General features: G+C 45.7%; 14 protein-coding genes. 9 read left to right on the top strand and 5 right to left on the bottom strand.

The window, feature by feature from the left end; translation table 11 throughout:
* Positions 1 to 224: 224 nt before the first annotated feature.
* Both HC965_RS13030 and HC965_RS13035 read left to right on the top strand, forming a co-directional pair.
* Positions 225 to 2,972, top strand: a complete 2,748-nt coding sequence (locus tag HC965_RS13030; protein ID WP_191031856.1) for a SusC/RagA family TonB-linked outer membrane protein — start codon at positions 225 to 227, stop codon at positions 2,970 to 2,972.
* 32 nt (positions 2,973 to 3,004) lie between these two features.
* On the top strand, positions 3,005 to 4,639 hold the full coding sequence (locus HC965_RS13035; protein WP_191031857.1) for a RagB/SusD family nutrient uptake outer membrane protein: 1,635 nt from the start codon (positions 3,005 to 3,007) through the stop codon (positions 4,637 to 4,639).
* Positions 4,640 to 4,705: 66 nt separating this feature from the next.
* On the opposite strand, the gene dnaJ is transcribed toward HC965_RS13035, so the two are convergent.
* Together dnaJ and HC965_RS13045 are read right to left on the bottom strand one after the other, a co-directional pair.
* Positions 4,706 to 5,893 (bottom strand): molecular chaperone DnaJ, encoded by a 1,188-nt coding sequence (dnaJ, locus tag HC965_RS13040; RefSeq protein ID WP_191031858.1) that lies wholly within the window; start codon positions 5,891 to 5,893, stop codon positions 4,706 to 4,708.
* Positions 5,894 to 5,919: 26 nt separating this feature from the next.
* Positions 5,920 to 6,504 carry a nucleotide exchange factor GrpE gene (locus HC965_RS13045; RefSeq protein ID WP_191031859.1) on the bottom strand — a complete coding sequence of 195 codons (585 nt, stop codon included), beginning with the start codon at positions 6,502 to 6,504 and terminating at the stop codon, positions 5,920 to 5,922.
* Positions 6,505 to 6,845: 341 nt separating this feature from the next.
* Between HC965_RS13045 and HC965_RS13050 the strand changes: the two genes are divergently transcribed.
* On the top strand, positions 6,846 to 8,465 hold the full coding sequence (locus HC965_RS13050) for an ABC-F family ATP-binding cassette domain-containing protein (protein ID WP_191031860.1): 1,620 nt from the start codon (positions 6,846 to 6,848) through the stop codon (positions 8,463 to 8,465).
* Positions 8,466 to 8,698: 233 nt separating this feature from the next.
* Here the strand turns inward: HC965_RS13050 and HC965_RS13055 are convergent, their stop codons facing one another.
* On the bottom strand, positions 8,699 to 10,891 hold the full coding sequence (locus tag HC965_RS13055) for a VapE domain-containing protein (protein ID WP_191031861.1): 2,193 nt from the start codon (positions 10,889 to 10,891) through the stop codon (positions 8,699 to 8,701).
* 299 nt (positions 10,892 to 11,190) lie between these two features.
* On the opposite strand from HC965_RS13055, the gene HC965_RS13060 reads away from it, so the two are divergent.
* Positions 11,191 to 11,472, top strand: coding sequence for a hypothetical protein (locus HC965_RS13060; RefSeq protein WP_223854859.1), 282 nt, complete (start codon positions 11,191 to 11,193; stop codon positions 11,470 to 11,472).
* 142 nt (positions 11,473 to 11,614) lie between these two features.
* Here the strand turns inward: HC965_RS13060 and HC965_RS13065 are convergent, their stop codons facing one another.
* Positions 11,615 to 11,773, bottom strand: coding sequence for a hypothetical protein (locus HC965_RS13065; RefSeq protein ID WP_191031862.1), 159 nt, complete (start codon positions 11,771 to 11,773; stop codon positions 11,615 to 11,617).
* Positions 11,774 to 11,825: 52 nt separating this feature from the next.
* Positions 11,826 to 12,071 carry a DUF4248 domain-containing protein gene (locus HC965_RS13070; RefSeq protein ID WP_191031863.1) on the bottom strand — a complete coding sequence of 82 codons (246 nt, stop codon included), beginning with the start codon at positions 12,069 to 12,071 and terminating at the stop codon, positions 11,826 to 11,828.
* A gap of 305 nt (positions 12,072 to 12,376) precedes the next feature.
* On the opposite strand from HC965_RS13070, the gene HC965_RS13075 reads away from it, so the two are divergent.
* The 5 genes from HC965_RS13075 (at position 12,377) to HC965_RS13095 (ending at position 20,133) form a co-directional block, all read left to right on the top strand.
* Entirely contained in the window at positions 12,377 to 12,889 is a 513-nt protein-coding gene (locus HC965_RS13075; RefSeq protein WP_191031864.1) for an HU family DNA-binding protein, read from the top strand.
* 80 nt (positions 12,890 to 12,969) lie between these two features.
* Positions 12,970 to 13,425: an N-acetylmuramoyl-L-alanine amidase gene (locus HC965_RS13080; protein WP_191031865.1), complete on the top strand. Its 456-nt coding sequence runs from the start codon at positions 12,970 to 12,972 to the stop codon at positions 13,423 to 13,425.
* Between the two features lie 104 nt (positions 13,426 to 13,529).
* Positions 13,530 to 13,631 (top strand): smalltalk protein, encoded by a 102-nt coding sequence (locus HC965_RS13085; RefSeq protein WP_191031866.1) that lies wholly within the window; start codon positions 13,530 to 13,532, stop codon positions 13,629 to 13,631.
* Positions 13,632 to 13,756: 125 nt separating this feature from the next.
* Positions 13,757 to 16,753, top strand: a complete 2,997-nt coding sequence (locus HC965_RS13090; RefSeq protein ID WP_191031867.1) for a hypothetical protein — start codon at positions 13,757 to 13,759, stop codon at positions 16,751 to 16,753.
* Between the two features lie 20 nt (positions 16,754 to 16,773).
* Positions 16,774 to 20,133 (top strand): RHS repeat domain-containing protein, encoded by a 3,360-nt coding sequence (locus HC965_RS13095; RefSeq protein WP_223854861.1) that lies wholly within the window; start codon positions 16,774 to 16,776, stop codon positions 20,131 to 20,133.
* Positions 20,134 to 20,151 lie beyond the last annotated feature (18 nt).

A 20,151-nucleotide genomic window follows, 5' to 3' on the forward strand; every position in this document is an offset into this window, starting at 1 on the left:
AATTACAGTGAGATAAAAGCCACTAAATAATAGTGAGATAAAGTACACGAAATTGTAGTGAAATAAAATCCACGAAAAGATAGTGAATTAGAACATACGGTCGGAATCAACTCGAAAAAAAGTGTCAAATTCTAGCTGTATTTATGAATAAAAGAAGGAATCTACTCAACCAGATTCCTTCTTTTTTTGTTATATTTGTAGTATTACCTTAAAAACTAATCATTATGGTACGACGACACAGCAGACTAACATTTCTCGGCTTTCTTCTGATAACCTCTTGTAGCAGCCTGTTTGCGCAGAAGATTCCCGTAACAGTTCCCATAGATTCCTTAATCACGGTAGGATATGCAACCGGAAGTTTAAAAACCATCTCCGGCTCCGTAGAAAAAATCACGGAAAGACAGATGAACAAAGACCAGATAACGAATCCTCTCGAAGCGATTCGCGGTCGTGTCCCCGGTCTTACCATCCAGCGGGGAAGTAACGGACCCGCCGCCCTCGACGCAGTACGCCTGCGGGGAACCACCTCTCTGACCAGTGGCAATGACCCGCTAATCATCGTCGACGGAGTATTCGGCGACCTTAGTATGCTGACCTCTATTTACCCCACCGACATCGAGAGCTTCACCATCCTGAAAGACGCTTCCGAAACCGCCCAGTATGGTTCACGCGGTGCGTCCGGTGTCATAGAAGTCACCACGAAAAAAGGAAGGCAAGGCAAAACGCAAGTCGCCTACAACGGTAGCTTCGGCATCTCCACCGTCTACAAAAACCTGAAAATGCTCTCCGGCAATGAATTTCGCCAGGTAGCTTCAGAACGTGGCATCTCCATCCTCGACAAAGGAAACAACACCAACTTCCAAAAAGAAATAGAACAAACCGGCTTACAGCAGAATCACCACATCGCCTTCTACGGCGGTTCCAGTGAATCCAATTATCGTGTCTCCCTCGGTTTCATGGACCGTCAGGGAGTCATACTGAACGAGGACATGAAGAACTTCACCTCAAACATGAACATGAACCAAAAGATGTTCGACGGTTTCCTGGACTGCGAACTGGGAATGTTCGGCTCCATCCTCAAGAACCACAATCTGGTAGATTATCAGAAAACATTCTACTCCGCCGCTACCTTCAACCCCACGTACCCCAACCATAAAGACCCCGTCACCAACTCTTGGGACGGCATCACCACCGCCAGCCAAATCACCAACCCGCTGGCATGGATGGAAGTGCAGGACGACGACGCCACCTCGCATATCAGCACCCACGCCCGCCTGACCTTCAACCTGATGAAAGAATTGAAATTCGTCCTGTTCGGCGCCTATACCTACAATATCGTCGAAAACTCCCAATACCTTCCCACCTCTGTATGGGCAAACGGCCAAGCCTACAAAGGAACTAAAAAGCGTGAATCCCTGCTAGGCAACATGATGCTGACCTACAAGAAGAACTGGAGAAAACACTTCTTCGACGCACTCGCCCTTGCCGAAGTTCAAAAAGAAACTTACACCGGATACTACACCACAGTGACCAACTTCAGCACTGACAAATTCGGCTACAACAACCTGCAAGCAGGAGCGCTCCGCCTGTGGGAAGGTACGAACTCCTACTACGAGCAACCCCGCCTTGCCTCTTTCATGGGACGCTTCAACTACACCTACGCCGACCGCTACATCTTAACCCTGAACGCCCGTACGGACGCATCCTCAAAATTTGGCTCCAATCATAAATGGGGATTTTTCCCTTCCGCATCCGCCGCCTGGGTAATCAGTGAAGAGAAATTCATGAAACAACTCCCCATGGTCGACAACTTGAAATTCCGTATCGGCTACGGTTTGGCAGGTAACCAAAGCGGAATTGACTCCTACACAACCCTCAACCTCGTCAAACCGAACGGTGTTGTCCCCGTAGGAAACTCCGCCATCGTCTCCCTGGGCGACTTGCGAAATACCAACCCCGACTTGAAATGGGAAGTAAAGCATACCTTCAACACCGGTTTCGACGTCGCCCTGTTCGGCAACCGCCTGCTGCTATCCGCCAACTATTACAATTCCCGCACCACCGATATGCTCTACCTCTACAATGTCAGCGTACCGCCATTCACCTACAACACCCTGTTGGCGAACATCGGCTCCATGCGCAACTGGGGTACTGAAATCGCCATCGGTATCACCCCTCTGAAAACACCGGACATGGAACTGAACATCAACGCCAACATCACTTTCCAACGCAACAAACTGCTCTCCCTGAGCGGTATGTACAACGGCGAAATGATTTCCGCCCCCGAATACAAAAGTCTTGCCAGCCTTGACGGCGCCGGCTTCCACGGCGGATACAACCACATCGTCTACCAAATGGTAGGACAACCCTTAGGCGTCTTCTACCTTCCCCACAGCACCGGACTGGAATCCGACGGTAAGGGCGGATACACCTACGGCATCGCCGACCTGAACGGCGGTGGTGTCAGCCTCGAAGACGGTGAAGACCGCTACGTAGCCGGGCAAGCCGTTCCCAAAACGATACTCGGCTCCAATATCAGCTTCCGCTACAAACGCTTCGACCTCTCCGTCCAAATCAACGGCGCTTTTGGGCACAAAATCTACAACGGAACATCCCTGACGTATATGAACATGAATATCTTCCCCGACTACAACGTCATGAAAGCCGCCCCGAAGCAGAACATCAAAGACCAAACCGCCACCGACTACTGGCTGGAAAAAGGAGACTATGTCAACTTCGACTACGTCACCCTGGGCTGGAATGTTCCCATAGAGAAAGTACAGAAACTCAAAAAGTATGTCCGTTCCCTACGCCTGGCGTTCACCGTCAACAACCTGGCAACTATCTCCGGCTATTCGGGACTCTCTCCGATGATTAACAGCTCCACCGTCAACTCAACCTTAGGCGTGGACGACAAACGCGGTTACCCATTAGCCCGCACCTACATACTAGGATTAAGTATTAACTTCTAAGAACTAAGTATCAACCTCTAAAAGAGAACAACATGATAAAAACATATTTGAAAAATATAGGACTTATCCTTATTGCATGCACCACTCTCTTTTCATGCGATAAATTCCTGGAAGAAAATCCAAAGGATAAACTTCCCGCCGATGACGTTTACAACAAACTGTCAGACGTATATCTCAACGCCGTAGCCTCGCTCTATACCTACATCGGCGGTTACAGCGACAGCCAGGGACTGCAAGGAACGGGCAGGGGAGTCTACGACCTCAACACCTTCACCACCGACGAAGCCATCATCCCGACACGTGGCGGCGACTGGTACGACGGTGGCTTTTGGCAAGGTCTGTTCCTCCACGACTGGGGCATCGAGAACGACGCCATCCAAGCCACTTGGGAATACCTCTACAAAGTCGTCATGCTAAGCAACAAATCCTTAGAAATAATAGACAAATACAGCGCCACCCACTCCGATGCCGAACTTCCCGCATACCGGGCAGAAGTTCAAGCCCTGCGTGCTATGTATTATTATTACCTGATGGACTTATTCGCCCGCGTCCCCCTGGTACAATCTTCCTCCCTATCCATCAAAGACGTAGTCCAAAGCGACCGAAAGACCATCTTTGAATTTATCTTCAGCCAACTACAGGAAGCCGCCCCTTTACTCAGCGACACCCACAGCAACCAATCCGGCCCTTACTACGGTCGTATCACCCGCCCCGTGGTCACCTTCCTGCTAGCCAAGCTAGCCCTGAACGCCGAAATCTACACCGATAACGACTGGACGGACACGCAACGTCCGGACGGAAAGAACATCAAATTCACCGTAAACGGTAACGAACTCAACGCCTGGGAAACGACCATATACTACTGCGACCAGCTAAAATCCCTCGGCTACAAACTGGAACCGAAATACGAAACGAACTTCTCCATATTCAACGAACCATCGGCGGAGAACATCTTCACTATCCCGATGAACAAAACCCTGTACACCAACCAAATGCAGTACCTTTTCCGCTCCCGCCACTATAACCACGCCAAAGCCTACGGACTAAGCGGCGAGAACGGCCCCAGCGCAACGATTGAAGCCCTCGAAACCTTCGGCTACGAAACACCCGGACAAGACCCCCGTTTCGACATCTGTTACTTCGCCGGCATCGTACACGATCTCAAAGGCAACATCATCAAACTGGACAACGGCACCGTCCTTGAATATCTCCCCTGGGATGTCGCCCTCGACATCACCGACACCCCCTATGAACAAACAGCAGGTGCCCGCATGAAAAAGTACGAAGTAGACCCCACCGCCACCAAAGACGGTAAACTGATGGAAAACGACATTGTCCTCTTCCGCTACGCCGATGTCTTATTGATGAAGAGCGAAGCAAAAGTACGCAACGGCGAAAACGGCGATGATGAACTGAACGAAGTACGCAGCCGTGTGAACGCTTCTTCCCGTCCCGCCACCTTAGAAAATATTCTTGCCGAACGCCAACTCGAACTGGCATGGGAAGGTTGGAGACGCCAAGACTTGATACGCTTCGGGCAGTTCACAAGAGCTTATAGCAGCCGTCCGCAATTGCCCAAAGAGGAGAGTGGTTATACCACTGTATTCCCCATCCCCGAAAAGATACGGGTAATGAATGATAATCTGACGCAGAATCCGGGATACTAACAAAGAAAAAGCTTCGACCTTCATAAAGAAAGTCGAAGCTTTTTATATCAATCTCTTATAGTTCCACTAATCGAAGAAACTCTTGAACTTCTTGAAGATCTTCTCCTTCACCGAAGTGCTAGGCTTGAAGTTATCCGAAGCATCCATCTTCTCGAGTGTACTCTTTTCCTCCTTATTAAGAGCTTCCGGCACATAAATACTGATATTGACGAGCAAATCTCCCGTGCCATATCCATTCACGTTCGGCAACCCCTTACCGCGGAGACGAAGCACCTTGCCCGGTTGAGTACCCGAATCAATCTTCACCTTCACTTTGCCATCAATCGTCGGAATCTCCACAGCACCGCCCAGCGCAGCCGTCGGGAAACTCAACAACAGGTTGTAAATCAAATCATTCTCATCGCGAATCAAGTCCTGATGCGGTTCTTCCTCTACGAGAATCAGCAAATCGCCCGGCACGCCATTATGCTTTCCGGCATTACCCTTGCCACCCATAGAGAGCTGCATACCCTCTGCCACTCCGGCAGGAATCTTCACCGTCACCACTTCTTCGCCGTAAATGATTCCGTCGCCACCACACTTCTTACACTTGTTCTTGATAATCTTACCTTCACCATTACAAGTAGAGCAAGTGACACGAGTCTGCATAGTCCCTAGAATCGTCTGCTGGTTGCGAATCGTCGAACCGCTACCCTTACAAGTAGGACAAGTCTCCGAACCACCATCACCCTCGGCACCCGAACCATGACACTGGTCACACGGCACATATTTCTTGAGTTTAAACTTCTTTTCTACCCCTTCGGAAATCTCCTTCAAAGTCAGTTTCACCTTGACGCGAAGGTCACTTCCGCGATACCGGCGCTGCTGTGAACCGCCGCCACCGCCGCCGAATCCGCCAAAACCGCTGAATCCGCCGCCGAAGCCACCGCCACGACCACCGAAAATATCACCGAACATAGAGAAAATATCATCCATCGACATACCCTCGCCGAAACCACCGAACGGGCCGCCATTGCCTGCCGCGCCGCTCACACCCGCATGACCGAACTGGTCATAACGCGAACGCTTATCCGGATTACTCAATACATCATAAGCCTCGGCTGCCTCTTTAAACTTCTCTTCCGCTTCCTTATCCCCCGGATTCTTGTCAGGGTGATACTGAATCGCTTTCTTGCGGTATGCCTTCTTTATTTCTTCTACTGTGGCGGTCTTCGTCACTTCCAGTATTTCGTAATAATCTCTTTTTTCTGCCATGCTTCTTTGTCAATTACAAATTAATCTTATTCCCCTACAACTACCTTCGCGTGACGTAGCACCTTGTCGTTCAATGTATAACCCGTCTGCACACAATCCAGAATCTTACCCTTCTGTTCTTTCGACGGAGCAGGAATCACTGCAATGGCTTCATGATAATCCGTATCCAGCGGCTGGTCTTTCGTCTCGATGACCTTCACGCCGTTCTGTGCCAGTACAGCCAAAAACTTATTGTAAATCAACTCGACGCCTTCCTTCACGGCATTCACATCCGTTGCCGTCTCCATCGTCTTGATGGCACGTTCGAAGTCGTCCACTACCGGAAGAATACTGCTCAGGCTCTTTTCGCCACCATTCAGAATCAGCTCCGCTTTCTCCTTTATAGTACGCTTACGATAATTGTCAAACTCGGCAGACAAGCGCAGATACTTATCCTTCTGCTCCTCGATAGTCTCCTGAGCCTTTTCCAACTCCTGCGCAAGCTCTTCCTCCTGCGTCAGCGGCGCTGCGCCTTCAGCCTGTTCGTTTAGCGGTTGGTCTTCCGCACCATTATTCAGAATGTCTTCAACATTCATCTCTTCTTCCTTCACCTTTTTTTCTTTCGGATCCATCTTGGTATTTACTATTTTACTAGTTACTATTTACTATTTAAAAACACACACACTATCTATTTAAGATACTGCCTATGAAACATACCGGACTGACCGGATGTCATTGATTTCGTCTGCAAAAACTTTGCCAAGTTGGCGTTTTTGCCAAAAACGCTGCAAAGGTAACACTTTTATGTCAGATTGGCACATACCGGATAGCTCATAATTCATTTTTATTGCCTACCTTTGCACGCTAAAATAGTAAATAGTAACGAATAAGGTAGTAAAGCAGTTACTAGTAAAGCAATAAAATAGTAACTTGAAAATAGTAAATAGTAACTAGTAAAATAGTAAATAATAAGATGATTACAGTTTCGAATGTTTCGGTACAGTTTGGTAAAAGAGTGTTGTTTAATGACGTAAACCTGAAGTTTACGAGTGGTAATTGCTATGGTATTATCGGTGCGAACGGTGCGGGAAAATCTACATTCCTCCGCACGATTTACGGGGATTTGGACCCCACTACCGGTACGATTGCCCTGGGCCCCGGCGAACGCCTCTCCGTATTGAGCCAGGACCACTTCAAGTGGGACGCTTTTACCGTAATGGATACCGTAATGATGGGTCATACCGTGTTGTGGGACATAATGAAGCAACGCGAAGTACTGTATGCCAAAGAAGATTTCACAGACGAAGACGGACTGAAAGTTTCCGAATTGGAAGAACGATTTGCCGAGCTGGACGGATGGAACGCGGAGAGTGACGCTGCCATGCTGTTGAGCGGACTGGGCATTAAGGAAGATAAGCATTATACATTGATGGGTGAGTTGAGCGGTAAAGAAAAGGTACGTGTGATGTTGGCACAAGCCTTGTACGGAAATCCGGACAACCTGCTGCTGGATGAGCCTACCAATGACCTGGATATGGAAACAGTGACCTGGCTGGAAGAATACCTTTCCAACTTCGAGCACACCGTGCTGGTAGTGAGCCACGACCGTCACTTCCTCGACTCCGTATGTACGCATACGGTAGACATCGACTACGGAAAAATCAATATGTTTGCCGGTAACTATAGCTTCTGGTACGAATCAAGCCAGTTGGCTCTCCGTCAGCAACAGAACCAGAAGGCGAAGGCTGAAGAGAAGAAGAAGGAACTGGAAGAATTTATCCGTCGGTTCAGCGCCAACGTAGCGAAGAGCAAGCAGACCACAAGCCGTAAGAAGATGCTTGAGAAACTGAACGTAGAAGAAATCAAACCGTCTTCACGTAAGTATCCGGGTATCATCTTCACCCCCGAACGCGAACCGGGTAACCAAATCCTGGAAGTATCGGGACTGAGCAAAAAGACTGAAGACGGCGTAGTGCTCTTCAACGACGTGAACTTCAACGTAGAGAAAGGTGACAAAATTGTATTCCTTTCACGCAACCCGCGTGCGATGACTGCTTTCTTTGAAATCATCAACGGAAACATGAAACCGGATGCCGGAACTTTCAACTGGGGTGTAACCATCACCACCGCCTACCTGCCGGTAGACAATACCGATTTCTTCAACACCGACCTGAACCTGGTAGACTGGTTGAGCCAGTTCGGCGAAGGCAACGAAGTCTATATGAAAGGCTTCCTCGGCCGTATGCTGTTCTCAGGCGAAGAAGTACTGAAGAAAGTAAGCGTACTCTCCGGTGGTGAGAAGATGCGTTGTATGATTGCCCGCATGCAGCTCCGCAACGCTAACTGCCTGATTTTGGATACTCCTACCAACCACCTCGATTTGGAATCTATCCAGGCATTCAACAACAACCTGAAGACGTATAAGGGAAATATCCTTTTCTCTTCCCATGACCACGAATTTATCCAAACGGTTGCCAACCGTATCATCGAACTGACTCCGAACGGTATCATCGACAAGATGATGGAATATGACGAATATATCACTTCGGACCATATCAAGGAGCTAAGAGCAAAGATGTACGGCGATAAATAATCACGCTTGGCCATAGCATAAAACTTAGGCACGGATTACGCGGATAACACGGTTTTTTATTAATCACAAATGATTAGCTACTGTGAAATCCGCGTAATCCGTGCCTGTTTTTTTATATCTAAGCCCCGTCCGCACATTTCATGTGATAAGTTATCCTATACCTCTTCCATCCGTGCCGATTTCCAATAAAAGCCCGTGCGTAAGTTGAAAGAATGGATTGCTTTGTAGGAAAATTACAACTCCAATCCCTTCTGAACCGGAAGTTGCGGTCGAATTGAATTTTCCGTGCGCTCCTGAGGCGTATACTCCACCACCCAATATTCTGTCACGTTGTTGGAAGTCTTCCGTGAGTGGAAATGGTTGTTTTCCAGTATTGTGACCAGCATTTTTTTCGTCTGCGAGTTGGACTGCGTGCGCCCGTTCATACTCAATATCGACAGCAGGTAGGCGGCAGGATACCATTGCGCCTGTATGTCGTTCGGTCTGGCAGCCCGGAAATAGAAGAAAAGATTCTCCTCTATCGGGTCTTTTTGGCGGAACGCCTCATTGCGGTTGTTAAGAAACGTAATCTCCTTGTTCTCATACCAGTATTGAAATCCCTGCCGGTAGAGCGCGTATGCCTGTGTGTATATCCCCTCATGATTGACAGGCGTGTGATAGTCTATGTCCAGAAGAGTGTTGAACAGGATACGCCTGTTCTCACCGATATCCGGCAGACAGTGCGGATTGTTGGTACTGGCAATGAACGATGCGCGGCGTATGTACGTATAGTTCTGTATGTCGTAAACCTTGCGTTCGTTTACTACATCTTGGGTGATAAGGCTTTTCAGGCTCTGCATACGCTCGGGAGAGAGCGTGTCAAATTCATCCAGGTTGATAATCAGGCAGGACGACATTTGCAGCAGATGGTTATTGTTGTCAGGATTAATCATGCCGTTGCGATAATAATCCTTAAGCTCCGGTGGGAGAAGATGGCGGATAAAGGTGCTCTTTCCTTTTCCCTGTGCACCGTGGAATAGCATCAACTGGTGGTTTTGCACCTCGTCGTTGATGGCGCACGCCACCATTCCCACCAACCATCGGCGGAAACTGTCTTCGAAAAAAGGCTGGTCGGCGGCCTTTACAGTTCTCGTCAGTTGGCCGATGAAGTCCGTTTTCCCGTCCCATGCCTTGCGTGAAGTGAAATAATGGACAAACGGATTGAATGGCTTTGCGTAGTCCGAGTCTACTACTGCTTTCAAATCAGTTTGTGTACAGCAGATTCCCTGTATATGTGCGTTGACATAGAATGTGTTTAAATCCTTTATGCGAAGTGCGTTGAAAGGCGGCAAACCTGTTTCGGGAAGGGCGGGCGTTTTCTGCCGGAACTCGATTTGTTCTTTCACTATGTTTCTCCTGACTTCGTAGTGTTCGTCCATAAACTTGATTATCTGGCAGATTTTCGGTTCCTTCCCTTCTTCTTCAGCCTGGTCGGTCTTTGAGGTGTATTGGTAAGCATTGTGCAAGGGGAGTTCGAGGTCGAAGCCGGGAAGGTCGCCGAAATGGCTGTGTGCCAGGCTGACGGCTTCCGCTTCCGTGATATGCCGGCGGTAACACTGGTTGCCGAGACAATAGAAGAAATTGTCACGGTTGCCTGTCTTGAGGTGTTCTTTCCGTTGGGTGTATTCCACGGCCTTGCGGAAGTCGAGTTGCACTTGCAGGTCTATCGGAGAGGCGTTCTCTTGCGCGGGAAGGAGCGGGGCGGGTTTTTCCGGGGCTTTGCGTTTCTTGCTCTTACACTCTTCTTCGGTGGGAAGTGTCACTTTTACGGTCAGCGCTTTCACGTTCTCCAGCCGTTCGGGAGAGAGAAAAGCGTCCGGGTCATGCGATACGAAGAATCCGCGGCCGGGGTCGCTTCCGCTTGTGTCTACTTTTGTGTTGAGCAGCTTCTCGTATTTGTTGCATGCCAGGGTGTACATACGGTGGTGGTATCGTTCGAGGGTGGGGAAGTCGACGGTTCCCAGTGCGTTCAGTTCGGTGCGTAAGGTTTCCGCTTCTTTGCCGGTGAGGTAGACGAAGATTTTCAGTCCGTGCATACGGGGGCTGATGAAATTCCCTAACGTGTCGGGACAATTGTTCACCAGTTGGCGGTATTCCGGGAGTTTTTCTGCTGCCATATCGTCACAGTCGAGCGTGATGATGTCCTGATAGGTGGCGAGACTGTAAGCCAGCCTTTCCTTTGTGTAAGTAGTCGTGATGGTGTGGTAGGGCAGTTGCTTTTTCATTCGCTCCGCTTTCACCGTGTCTCCCTCTTCCATAGCTTCCCGAAGTCGCCGGATTCTGTCGCGGTAAACGTTTCCCCGGATAAATTCAAATAACTGCTCGATACTCATACTTCCGGATACGAGTGATAATCCTCTGTATGTGGTTATTACAATATTTTTCATTTTAATTGTTGATATGTATTTAAGTGGTGCTGATATTAACACACTGCAAAGGACGGCTTTTTATGTAGAATAAAAAAACTGCTTTTTGTACCCCAAAAAGCAGTTTTTTAACAGTCTGTTCTTAAATGCTAATCATCAAGAAGCGTCCTTTTCAGTCTTTGTATCTCACAATCAATCTCTTCCACACTTAATGATTCGTCCGAATCATCAGATTTTTTGAAATTGACAGCCAAAAATAACAACTCTGCGAAGAACTTGGGACCTTTAATGCTAAGAAGAGACTCACGGTCATAGCAGAGATGGACAAAAGGAAGGAGAAACTTTTTGCGGTTGCGCGGACTCACGTCTATCCTGTTGGTATACAAATTATTGACAGTGCCAAGCATTTGCGTGATGAACTGGGATACTTGGGGAAACTCCCCCTTTTCGAGCGTTACGGCCTGCTTGTTTTGGTAAACGAAGCCTTCGGAAAAAATGTCTTTTTTCTCATGATTTTAACTGATTTTTTAATTTTGTTAAAAGATGTTTTTTTAAAAAGACGCAAAGGTACGTTTTATTTTGTTTCTTTCATTTACTCATGACGTTTATTCTTTTTATATATTTATTTTGATGGAAAAAGCGTGTATTCGAGGGTGAGCCCCTCACCCTCGAATACACGCTTTTTTCTATCTAAAAAAGAATATTTTTTCGCGCCTGCGTATGCGTACATTATTATATAACAAATCAGGGGTTCATTATAGCTAATCTTTTTTTCATTATAGCTAATCTTTTTTTCATTATAGCTAATCTTTTTTTCATTATAGCTAATCTTTTTTTCATTATAGCTAATCTTTTTTTCATTATAGCTAATCTTTTTTTCATTATAGCTAATCTTTTTTTCATTATAGCTAATTTTATTTTCGTTATAGCTAACCGTAATCTGTCCTAAAGAGATTCACGGCTCATCGAGATACTTCACGATGAGCCGTACCTGCCTTGCACTATAGGCGTGGTCGTTCTTTCCCTCGCCACCGCTGTACATAGCGTCATACAGTTCCTTGTTATTTCTGATCCACTCCCTCATCTTCCGCATGGCATACACCAACGGTACGTAGGGATTGTACAAATGTGCCAGTTCCGATTTCAAATACGGACGTATGACAAACGGTTCTTCCACCGTCTCTTCTTTTTCTGCTTTCATATCTTCGGGTAATTGATTTTATCGTATTCCAAATATACGAAAAATCCCCCGTACGTCCAACTATATAAGTCAAATAAAATCAATCTGAATAAAAGTAAATACACTCTGGATGAAACTGAATGAAAGTAAGGTAAAGTAAGCCAATACGAGACAAAGTACGCCATTTCATCCCACTGTGATATAGTACCTTTGAGGCATCGAAAGAGAAAGAAACAGAGCTCGTTCATCTCTCCCGATACCCATTGCGAAAACCGCAATCTGTAACAAATATTTTTTAATTTTTAATTCTCAATTTTTAATTTATCATGGCAATACCATTTAAAAGAATGGGTCGTAAAGACCCGAGAAAGGTTGACGGGGTGGTGAAGTTTCACCCGCAACTTGTGACGCAGGGACAGAGTGTAGACCTGGATAAACTCGCTTACACCATGAAAGACAAGAGTTCCTTGTCGCTGGGCGATATCCAAAGTGTGCTGACCAATCTTGTAGAGGCGATGCGTGCAGCGCTTTTCGATGGCAAATCGGTCAATATCCGTGATTTTGGTGTATTCAGCCTTTCCGCCACCACGCTGGGAGTGGATAAGAAGGAGGACTGTACGATGAAAAACATCAAAGCTGTGAACATAAACTTCCGTCCGTCGAGCAGTGTCCGTCCCAACCTGACATCTACCCGTGCCGATGAGAAGATAGAGTTTCTTGACCTCGACGCGCCCAAGAAGAAGAAAACCGAAGGCGGAGAAGCCCCTGACGATGGTGGTGGCGAGACTCCTGGTGGCGGTGGAGACGATGGCGGTGAAACTCCTGATCCGGCAGCATGATAAGTCATGATTTCCCCACTACTTTAAGGTGATGATTTTTTCAAATTTTCAAAGTAATGATTCTCCAAAAACTGTAAGAAATGAGAAAGATTGATTTAATCGTGATTCACTGTTCCGCCACACGCGAAGACCGTTCGCTGACACCGGATGATTTGGAGACGTTGCACCGCCGGCGTGGATTCAATGGGACAGGGTATCACTATTACATCCGCAAGGACGGCACGGTGCATCTCACCCGCCCGATTGATCGCATCGGTGCGCACGTCAAAGGTTGGAATGCGACTAGCATCGGCATCTGCTACGAGGGTGGTCTGGATAGTCGTGGACGCCCGGCAGATACGCGGACACCGGCACAATGGTCTTCACTATGGCAATTGGTGAATCTATTGCAGGAAAAGTTTCCCGGTTGCCGGGTGTGCGGGCATCGCGACCTCTCGCCCGACCGCAACGGAAACGGGGAGATTGAACCGGAAGAGTGGATCAAGGCGTGCCCGTGCTTTGAGGTGAAAGCGGAATTCGGAACTCGGGCTATATAGGATTTCAGTTTTCGACCGGATAACGAAAAGGTAAGATAAGAGAGTTTTCAGGATTCAGGAAGTAATTAATTATTTAAAGAGTCAGAAAGGAGGTGTGTAAAGTTATGGCAGTCAAAAGAACTCTTTGGGATATGATTTTGAAAGTGGTTATCGCAGTGGCTTCGGCAGTGCTGGGCGTTGTAGGCGGTAATGCGATGAATCTGTAACCTGTATTCTGGCGGAAAGTACGCGCGCTACTTTCCGCCTTTTTTAGTTACTGATATTCGTATTCATTTTTTTCAGTTTGCATATCGTTGGCAATCTTATCTGTTTACATCAATATTATAAACATATGAAATATAAATCTTTCAAATATTTAGTTTCCTGCCTGATGCTTTGGCATGCTTCACAGGCATTTTCACAAGTCCAGTTTTATTCGGACGAAACCGTTCTGACACCTCAGACCTGGAGCTTTATGAAATACGGGGATACTCCGGTAAATATGTATACCGGAACTATTTCCACATCCATTCCCGTCTATACATATCATGACAATGATTTCGACTTGCCCGTCAGCCTGACTTACGCTTCTGACGGCTATAGGGCAAATACCCAAACCGGTATTGTCGGTCAGGGATGGTTCCTCAATGCGGGTGCCTCAATCACTCGCGAGATATGGAATATGCCTGATGAAAGCCGAAACAATTCCTTGGGAATAAATGGTTATTATTATTATCACAAGAACGTAACGGTCGACAAAAATCTGTCATCCTATAAAAGAGGAAAGCAATATCGCGATGGGGGAAAGTCAGCCATAGATGAACCGTTCGTATACCTGGCGAATCCATCGGCGGAAATTTCGAGTAAGTATGAAACGGAACCTGACATCTTTCACTTCAACTTTATGGGGCATAGAGGTAAATTTCAGTTCGACATAAACCGGAACATTCAAGTGTATGGAGTGGAAAACGGTTCGAAAGCTGATTTCAAAATAGAATGTTTCAATTTTGACAGTCCCGGAAAAGGGCGCTTTATCATAACAACCAATGACGGCTATAAGTATGTTTTCGGAGGAGACGGAACTTTCTACGATAGAGAATGGAGCGGCGAAGCCAATTCGGTGCCAAACAACGTCGTTGCCTGGCAGCTAACAAAGATTATTGCGCCTAACGGTAGAAAAATTACTTTAAAATACCGTGATGGAGATTGGACAGAGAGAGGATACGTGCAAAGTTGGCGTCCCGGTACACGTTATGAGGGTGCTTTCAATACTGAATTAGGTAACACCAATCATAGTACGGCTTTTCATATCACGAATACACATCCCACTTATCTGGAAGAAATCATCGTTGATAACGGCTGCCGGATTTCATTCACCTATACGGCTAAAGAAGCTGAAACATATGGTCATAGTTTCAGAAGTGAGGGACTTCTTCCGGCATTACTGAAGTTATCTTCTATAGTGGTCAATCCTTTCACGGCTTCCGCCGGTCAAGAAAGGACGCGATGTGATTTATCTTATGAATATGCGATGGGAAACAAAGTGATGTTCCTGAAAAAAGCGGACCTTGGCAAAAACGGTATTTACGAAATGGATTATAATGGATTGTCATCCCGTATCTTTCCTCCCCATGCTATCTACGGAATGGACCATTGGGGATATTTCAACGGAAAAGTCACGGCATCCTCATCCGACTTCATACCCAATACTGAAAATGAAACGTCTCTGAAAGAAACGATCATAGGCATGGGACGTAATCCGGATGAGAAATCATCTTTGTTGGGTATGCTTACCTACATAAAATATCCGACAGGCGGCTATACTAAGTATGAGTATGAAGGACATCGCTATTCAAAAAGATATTCTGATATACATAGTTTTGTCGAGTTTTCCATTCCCAATCCTATCGGCACCCAGGGAGAATTGGCTGGAGGTGCGAGAATAAAGCGGATTACAGATTATTCGGAGGGCAAGGAATGTATGCAGAGGGAGTTCTTATACGAAAACCCGGATAGCACCAGTTCAGGGATTCTGCTATCTATGCCCCGCTACCGTTTGGTATTTCATGCGGCTATTTTCAACATGACAGACAACCGCGAGAACAGATATGTATACAAAGGTGTAGTGCAAAGTCTTGCTGCAAAATCCTTAGACGATACCCATATCGGCTATAGTAGAGTGGTGGAAAAGAGAAAAGACGTGGGGGATACTGAATATAAATATGCTGACTATGAATCTTATTTTGATGAGAATGACCCCTCGTTGAATCCTCTAATGTTCAACAGCAACCATTATATCCAAGGTACCATGATAACATCCGATAATGCATGGACTATCAGAAATTTGTTGTCCGAACCATTATCGCACGCATCAAGCAGAGGGCAACTGCTGTCAGTAAAGAAAAGAAATACCGGATGGCCTGTTCAAACTGAAGAATTTATTTATTCAAGACGCCTCCCATGGTCTTTAGCTCCGGGTATCTCCAATATAAAATCAGCGGGAGATGTATATTATGAAATGAAGACGAACACGGAAGACTCTCCGCTCGTTTACAAAAAAACAACAAAGATGTACGGTAAGAGTACTCCGCAAGTCGTTGAAGAAACATATGCATACAATGCTTCTGCCAAGCCCGTTAAAATAGCCAAAACTGTAAACAATGGACTCATCTTGTCCGAAAGAAGGCAGTACATTGAAGATATGAGTGAGCTCACAGACGCGGAACGGATCATGAAAGATTCCTTTCAGGTCGGGTTGGCGATAAAGACATTGCAAACGGTTCAGAAATCACCGAAAGATAAAGAATATGTATTAAAGGGAAGCCATTCCGTTTTCTCCCGATACGGGAACACCATACTTCCCCAACTGGAAGAAGTCAGAGAAACAGAATTGAAAAATCCTGTAGAATGGAATGGTTTCGACTTGGATTATTCATACTCGGAACTGCACAACGACCATTATGATTCTCACGGGAATGTACTCCAGCAAACCGATCAGAAAGGACTGACGACTACTTATCTGTGGGGATACAACCACCTCTATCTGGTTGCCATCATACACAATGCGACAATTACTGAAGTGGAGAATATATTGGGCAGTATGGATGCCTTTGCCGACACCGTTATTCCTGATTTTAATAAAATAAAGCTTCTCAGACAGTCGTTGCCGCAAGCTCATATTTCAAGTTATGCATACCAGCCTCTAGTAGGCATGACAGAGAGAACGGATGCCCGGGGAGTGACTACTTATTATGAATATGATAGCGAAGGCAGACTGACGTGCGTCAAAGGAAACGATCGGAAAACTATCAACCGCTATGATTACCACTATGCAGGACAAACGGAATAAAAAACATATATAAATTACACATGATGAAAAAATGTCTACTATTAATCGGCATGAGCATTCTAGGTGCCCTTACCACAATAGCGAAAGAAACCGGAGATTCAATCCCCCAATTAAGTGTCAATAAAAACTATATCTATAGCCAAACCCTGCTCGACCCTACAGGAGAACACGTGAAAAGTGAAGTAAACTATTTTGATGGAATCGGGCGGGCGTCACAGCAAGTAACCCCTTTTGTCACCCCGTCCGGAGCCGACCTTGCCCTTTATCAGGAATATGATTCGCTGGGGGATCTTTGGAAAGAATGGCTTCCCGCAATAGCCGTAGGGAACAAGGGAGGATTCGTGGAAGAAATTCCCGAAAAACTCCCGGAACAATATGGAGATGTGAATCCTTATTCTTCCCTACATTATGAGCACTGCCCCTTAAACCGTATTTTAGAGCGGCATGGACCCGGCATGGACTGGCCTTACTATAGAATTCAAGGAACAAACTTCTGGACCAACCGAAGTGAATATCCTGACCTGACCTGCAAATGTTATGAGATAGAAGGCGACAGCCTGGTCTGTAACTCTGACTATGAGACCGGGGAACTATATCTCACCCAACAGACAGATGAGGATGAAAAAACAACGTATATATTTACTGATAAACTGAACAGGACGGTGTTGACGCGTCAAGTTTCAAGTCCACGCTATGATGCTACCTGCTTGGACACCTATTATGTGTATGACGCACTCAACAACCTGTGTTTCGTACTTTCTCCCGGTTTTCAGGAAAACCCTGATTTAGACTTGTATTCTTATCAATACAAGTTTGATGCGCGTAACCGGTGCATTGGTAAAAAGACACCGGGAACGGATTGGATCACATATGCGTTTGATAAAGCGGGACATCTGATATTCTCGCAGGACGGAGCCCAACGCCAAAGAAGAGAATTGACCTATCATCTTTCCGACGAACTGGGACGTGAGGTTATCGTGGGAGTGGGTACGTTGTATTCAGATACGATTCCGGATATAAGCAATACTCATATCAAAGCGGTACGTTACGACCATCCCGGTGCTACCGGGGCAGGTTACCTTGTTTACAATTTATTAGGATTGACCACCACAATCCCCCTTACCGTGAATTATTATGATAGCTACAGCTTCCTGAATATGGATGAGGAATATAAGAACTTGTTGGAATATAGTTTTGAAGACCTCCCTGCATCGAAGGAATATGAGACGTATTTCAAAAGTACAACTTCCCTCCAACAATCCGCCAAGGGAATGCTCACCGGAACTTTCGTCAATATACCTGACCTCCAAAAAGGAGTGATGACGGCAATCTATTATGATGACAAGAAGAATATCATACAAAGCCGCAGCACGAACCATCTGGACGGCTATGATAAGAACTGGTTTTCTTACAGCTATTCAGGATTGAAACTCAAGCATCTCCATGTACATGATTCTAGGTATTACAAATCTCTTGTCACAGAAATGTATGAGTATTCTTATGACCATGCCACTCGTCTGAAGCAGGTGGACCACACCTTGAATGATGCTCCCCGTGTGACTCTTGCCACCTACACGTATGACGAATTGGGAAGGCTCTCGCAAAAGACATTGCACAACGGGCAGTTTACGCAATCATATACCTATAATATCCGGAACTGGCTGAAAAGTATATCATCTCCCTATTTTGAGCAACAGCTCTATTATACGGAAAACGAAGTGGGCAACACTCCGCAATATAACGGTAACATCGGTAGCATGATATGGAAAGTTCGGGGGGAATCAAAGCGTGGATATAACTTCGCTTACGACAACTTCAACCGTCTGGCAAATGCGGACTATCAGGAAAACGAACTTCCTTCGCCGCATTACAGTACACGATATAGTTATAATTTTATGGGTGACCTGACTAGGATTTCACGGAACGGACTTCTGACGGCGGGGAGTGAACCGACTTTTGGTGAAACAGATCGTCTGTTCTTGATTTATCATGGTAACCAGTTGAAACAAGTTACGGATTCGGCAGATTTGAATATCTCTTTATCTCCCGGTTCCTTGAACTTTACGGATGGCGTAAATCTGGCGGAAGAATATAAATATGATAAAAGCGGCAACCTGATTCAAGATTTAAACAAAGGAATCGAACAAATCAAATATAATTCATTAAATTTGCCGGACACAGTGATTGTCGACAAGAAGCATTGCATATATTACCGTTATGGAGGCGAAGGAAGTAAATTTCAGGTGATTCATAAAGATAGTATAGAGAATGTTACTGATTACTGTGGCAATGTGCTCTATGACAACAATGTGCTCCATAAAGTATTGACAGAGGAAGGGTTTGTAACTTTTGAGAACGGTGTCCCGGTATATCATTATTTTCTGCAAGACCACCAGGGGAACAACCGAATGGTGATCAGACAGGATGGTGTAACGGAAGAGGTGAACCATTATTACCCGTTTGGAGGTTTGTTCGGAGAAAGTACGGGTATGCAGAAACAAGCGTACAAGTACAACGGAAAGGAACTGGATACCAACATCGGTCTCAATTGGTATGATTATGGGGCAAGGCATTATGACGCGGCATTGGGTAGATGGAATGCGGTGGATCCGATGGCGGAGAAAAGATATGGGATTTCTCCTTATTCTTATACATCTAACAATCCGGTAAATCGTATTGATATAAATGGTCAATTAGATGATTGGGTAGAGAGTGCAGCAAAAAGAATCTACTGGGACTCTAATGCAACTTCACAGGCGACGACAAAGCCAGGTGAAACTTATTTAGGAAAAACTGTTGTTGATTTTTCAGGTTCAAGACAAGAGGCTTTAGGAATAAAGAATGGCAAGAGTGGATATATAAATGGTGAAGGGGCTGTAACGGCGCAAGTTACTGTGTACGGAGCTGGAGGGTCAGATGATGTACATAACTTTACTGGATATACAATGTCTTCGGATGCAAAGACTCTTGGTGCTATTGATGAAGGCATTTATAATGGAAATTATGATGCAAAAGGGAAAAGTGGGTCTTTAAAATCCCATTGGGTTTTAAATAATAGAGGGAGTGTACGTACTTTGGATGGACAAATAAACCCTAATGCACCTAAACAAATCAATCCAAATGGTGAAGGATATAAGGATCAAATTTTTATCCATAGCACAAATAGGAATGGATTTGCAGGAACAAAAGGTAATATTGCAATCTCCAAAGGTTGTTTGCTTATATCTCCAAAAGATTGGAATAGCTTTAATAATGTAATGGATGGAACACAGAATTTTAAAGTTAGAGTTTCCAGAACAACAATCGAAAAAAGTCCATTGCAAGGAGTAACAGGAGCAGTAAACGGTGTTTATATTATAAATAAAAGAACTATATATTAGATTGTGAAGAAATTTGGA

This window comes from Bacteroides sp. GM023 (genome assembly GCF_014750685.1).
In the GTDB taxonomy this organism is placed as follows: Bacteria; Bacteroidota; Bacteroidia; order Bacteroidales; family Bacteroidaceae; genus Bacteroides.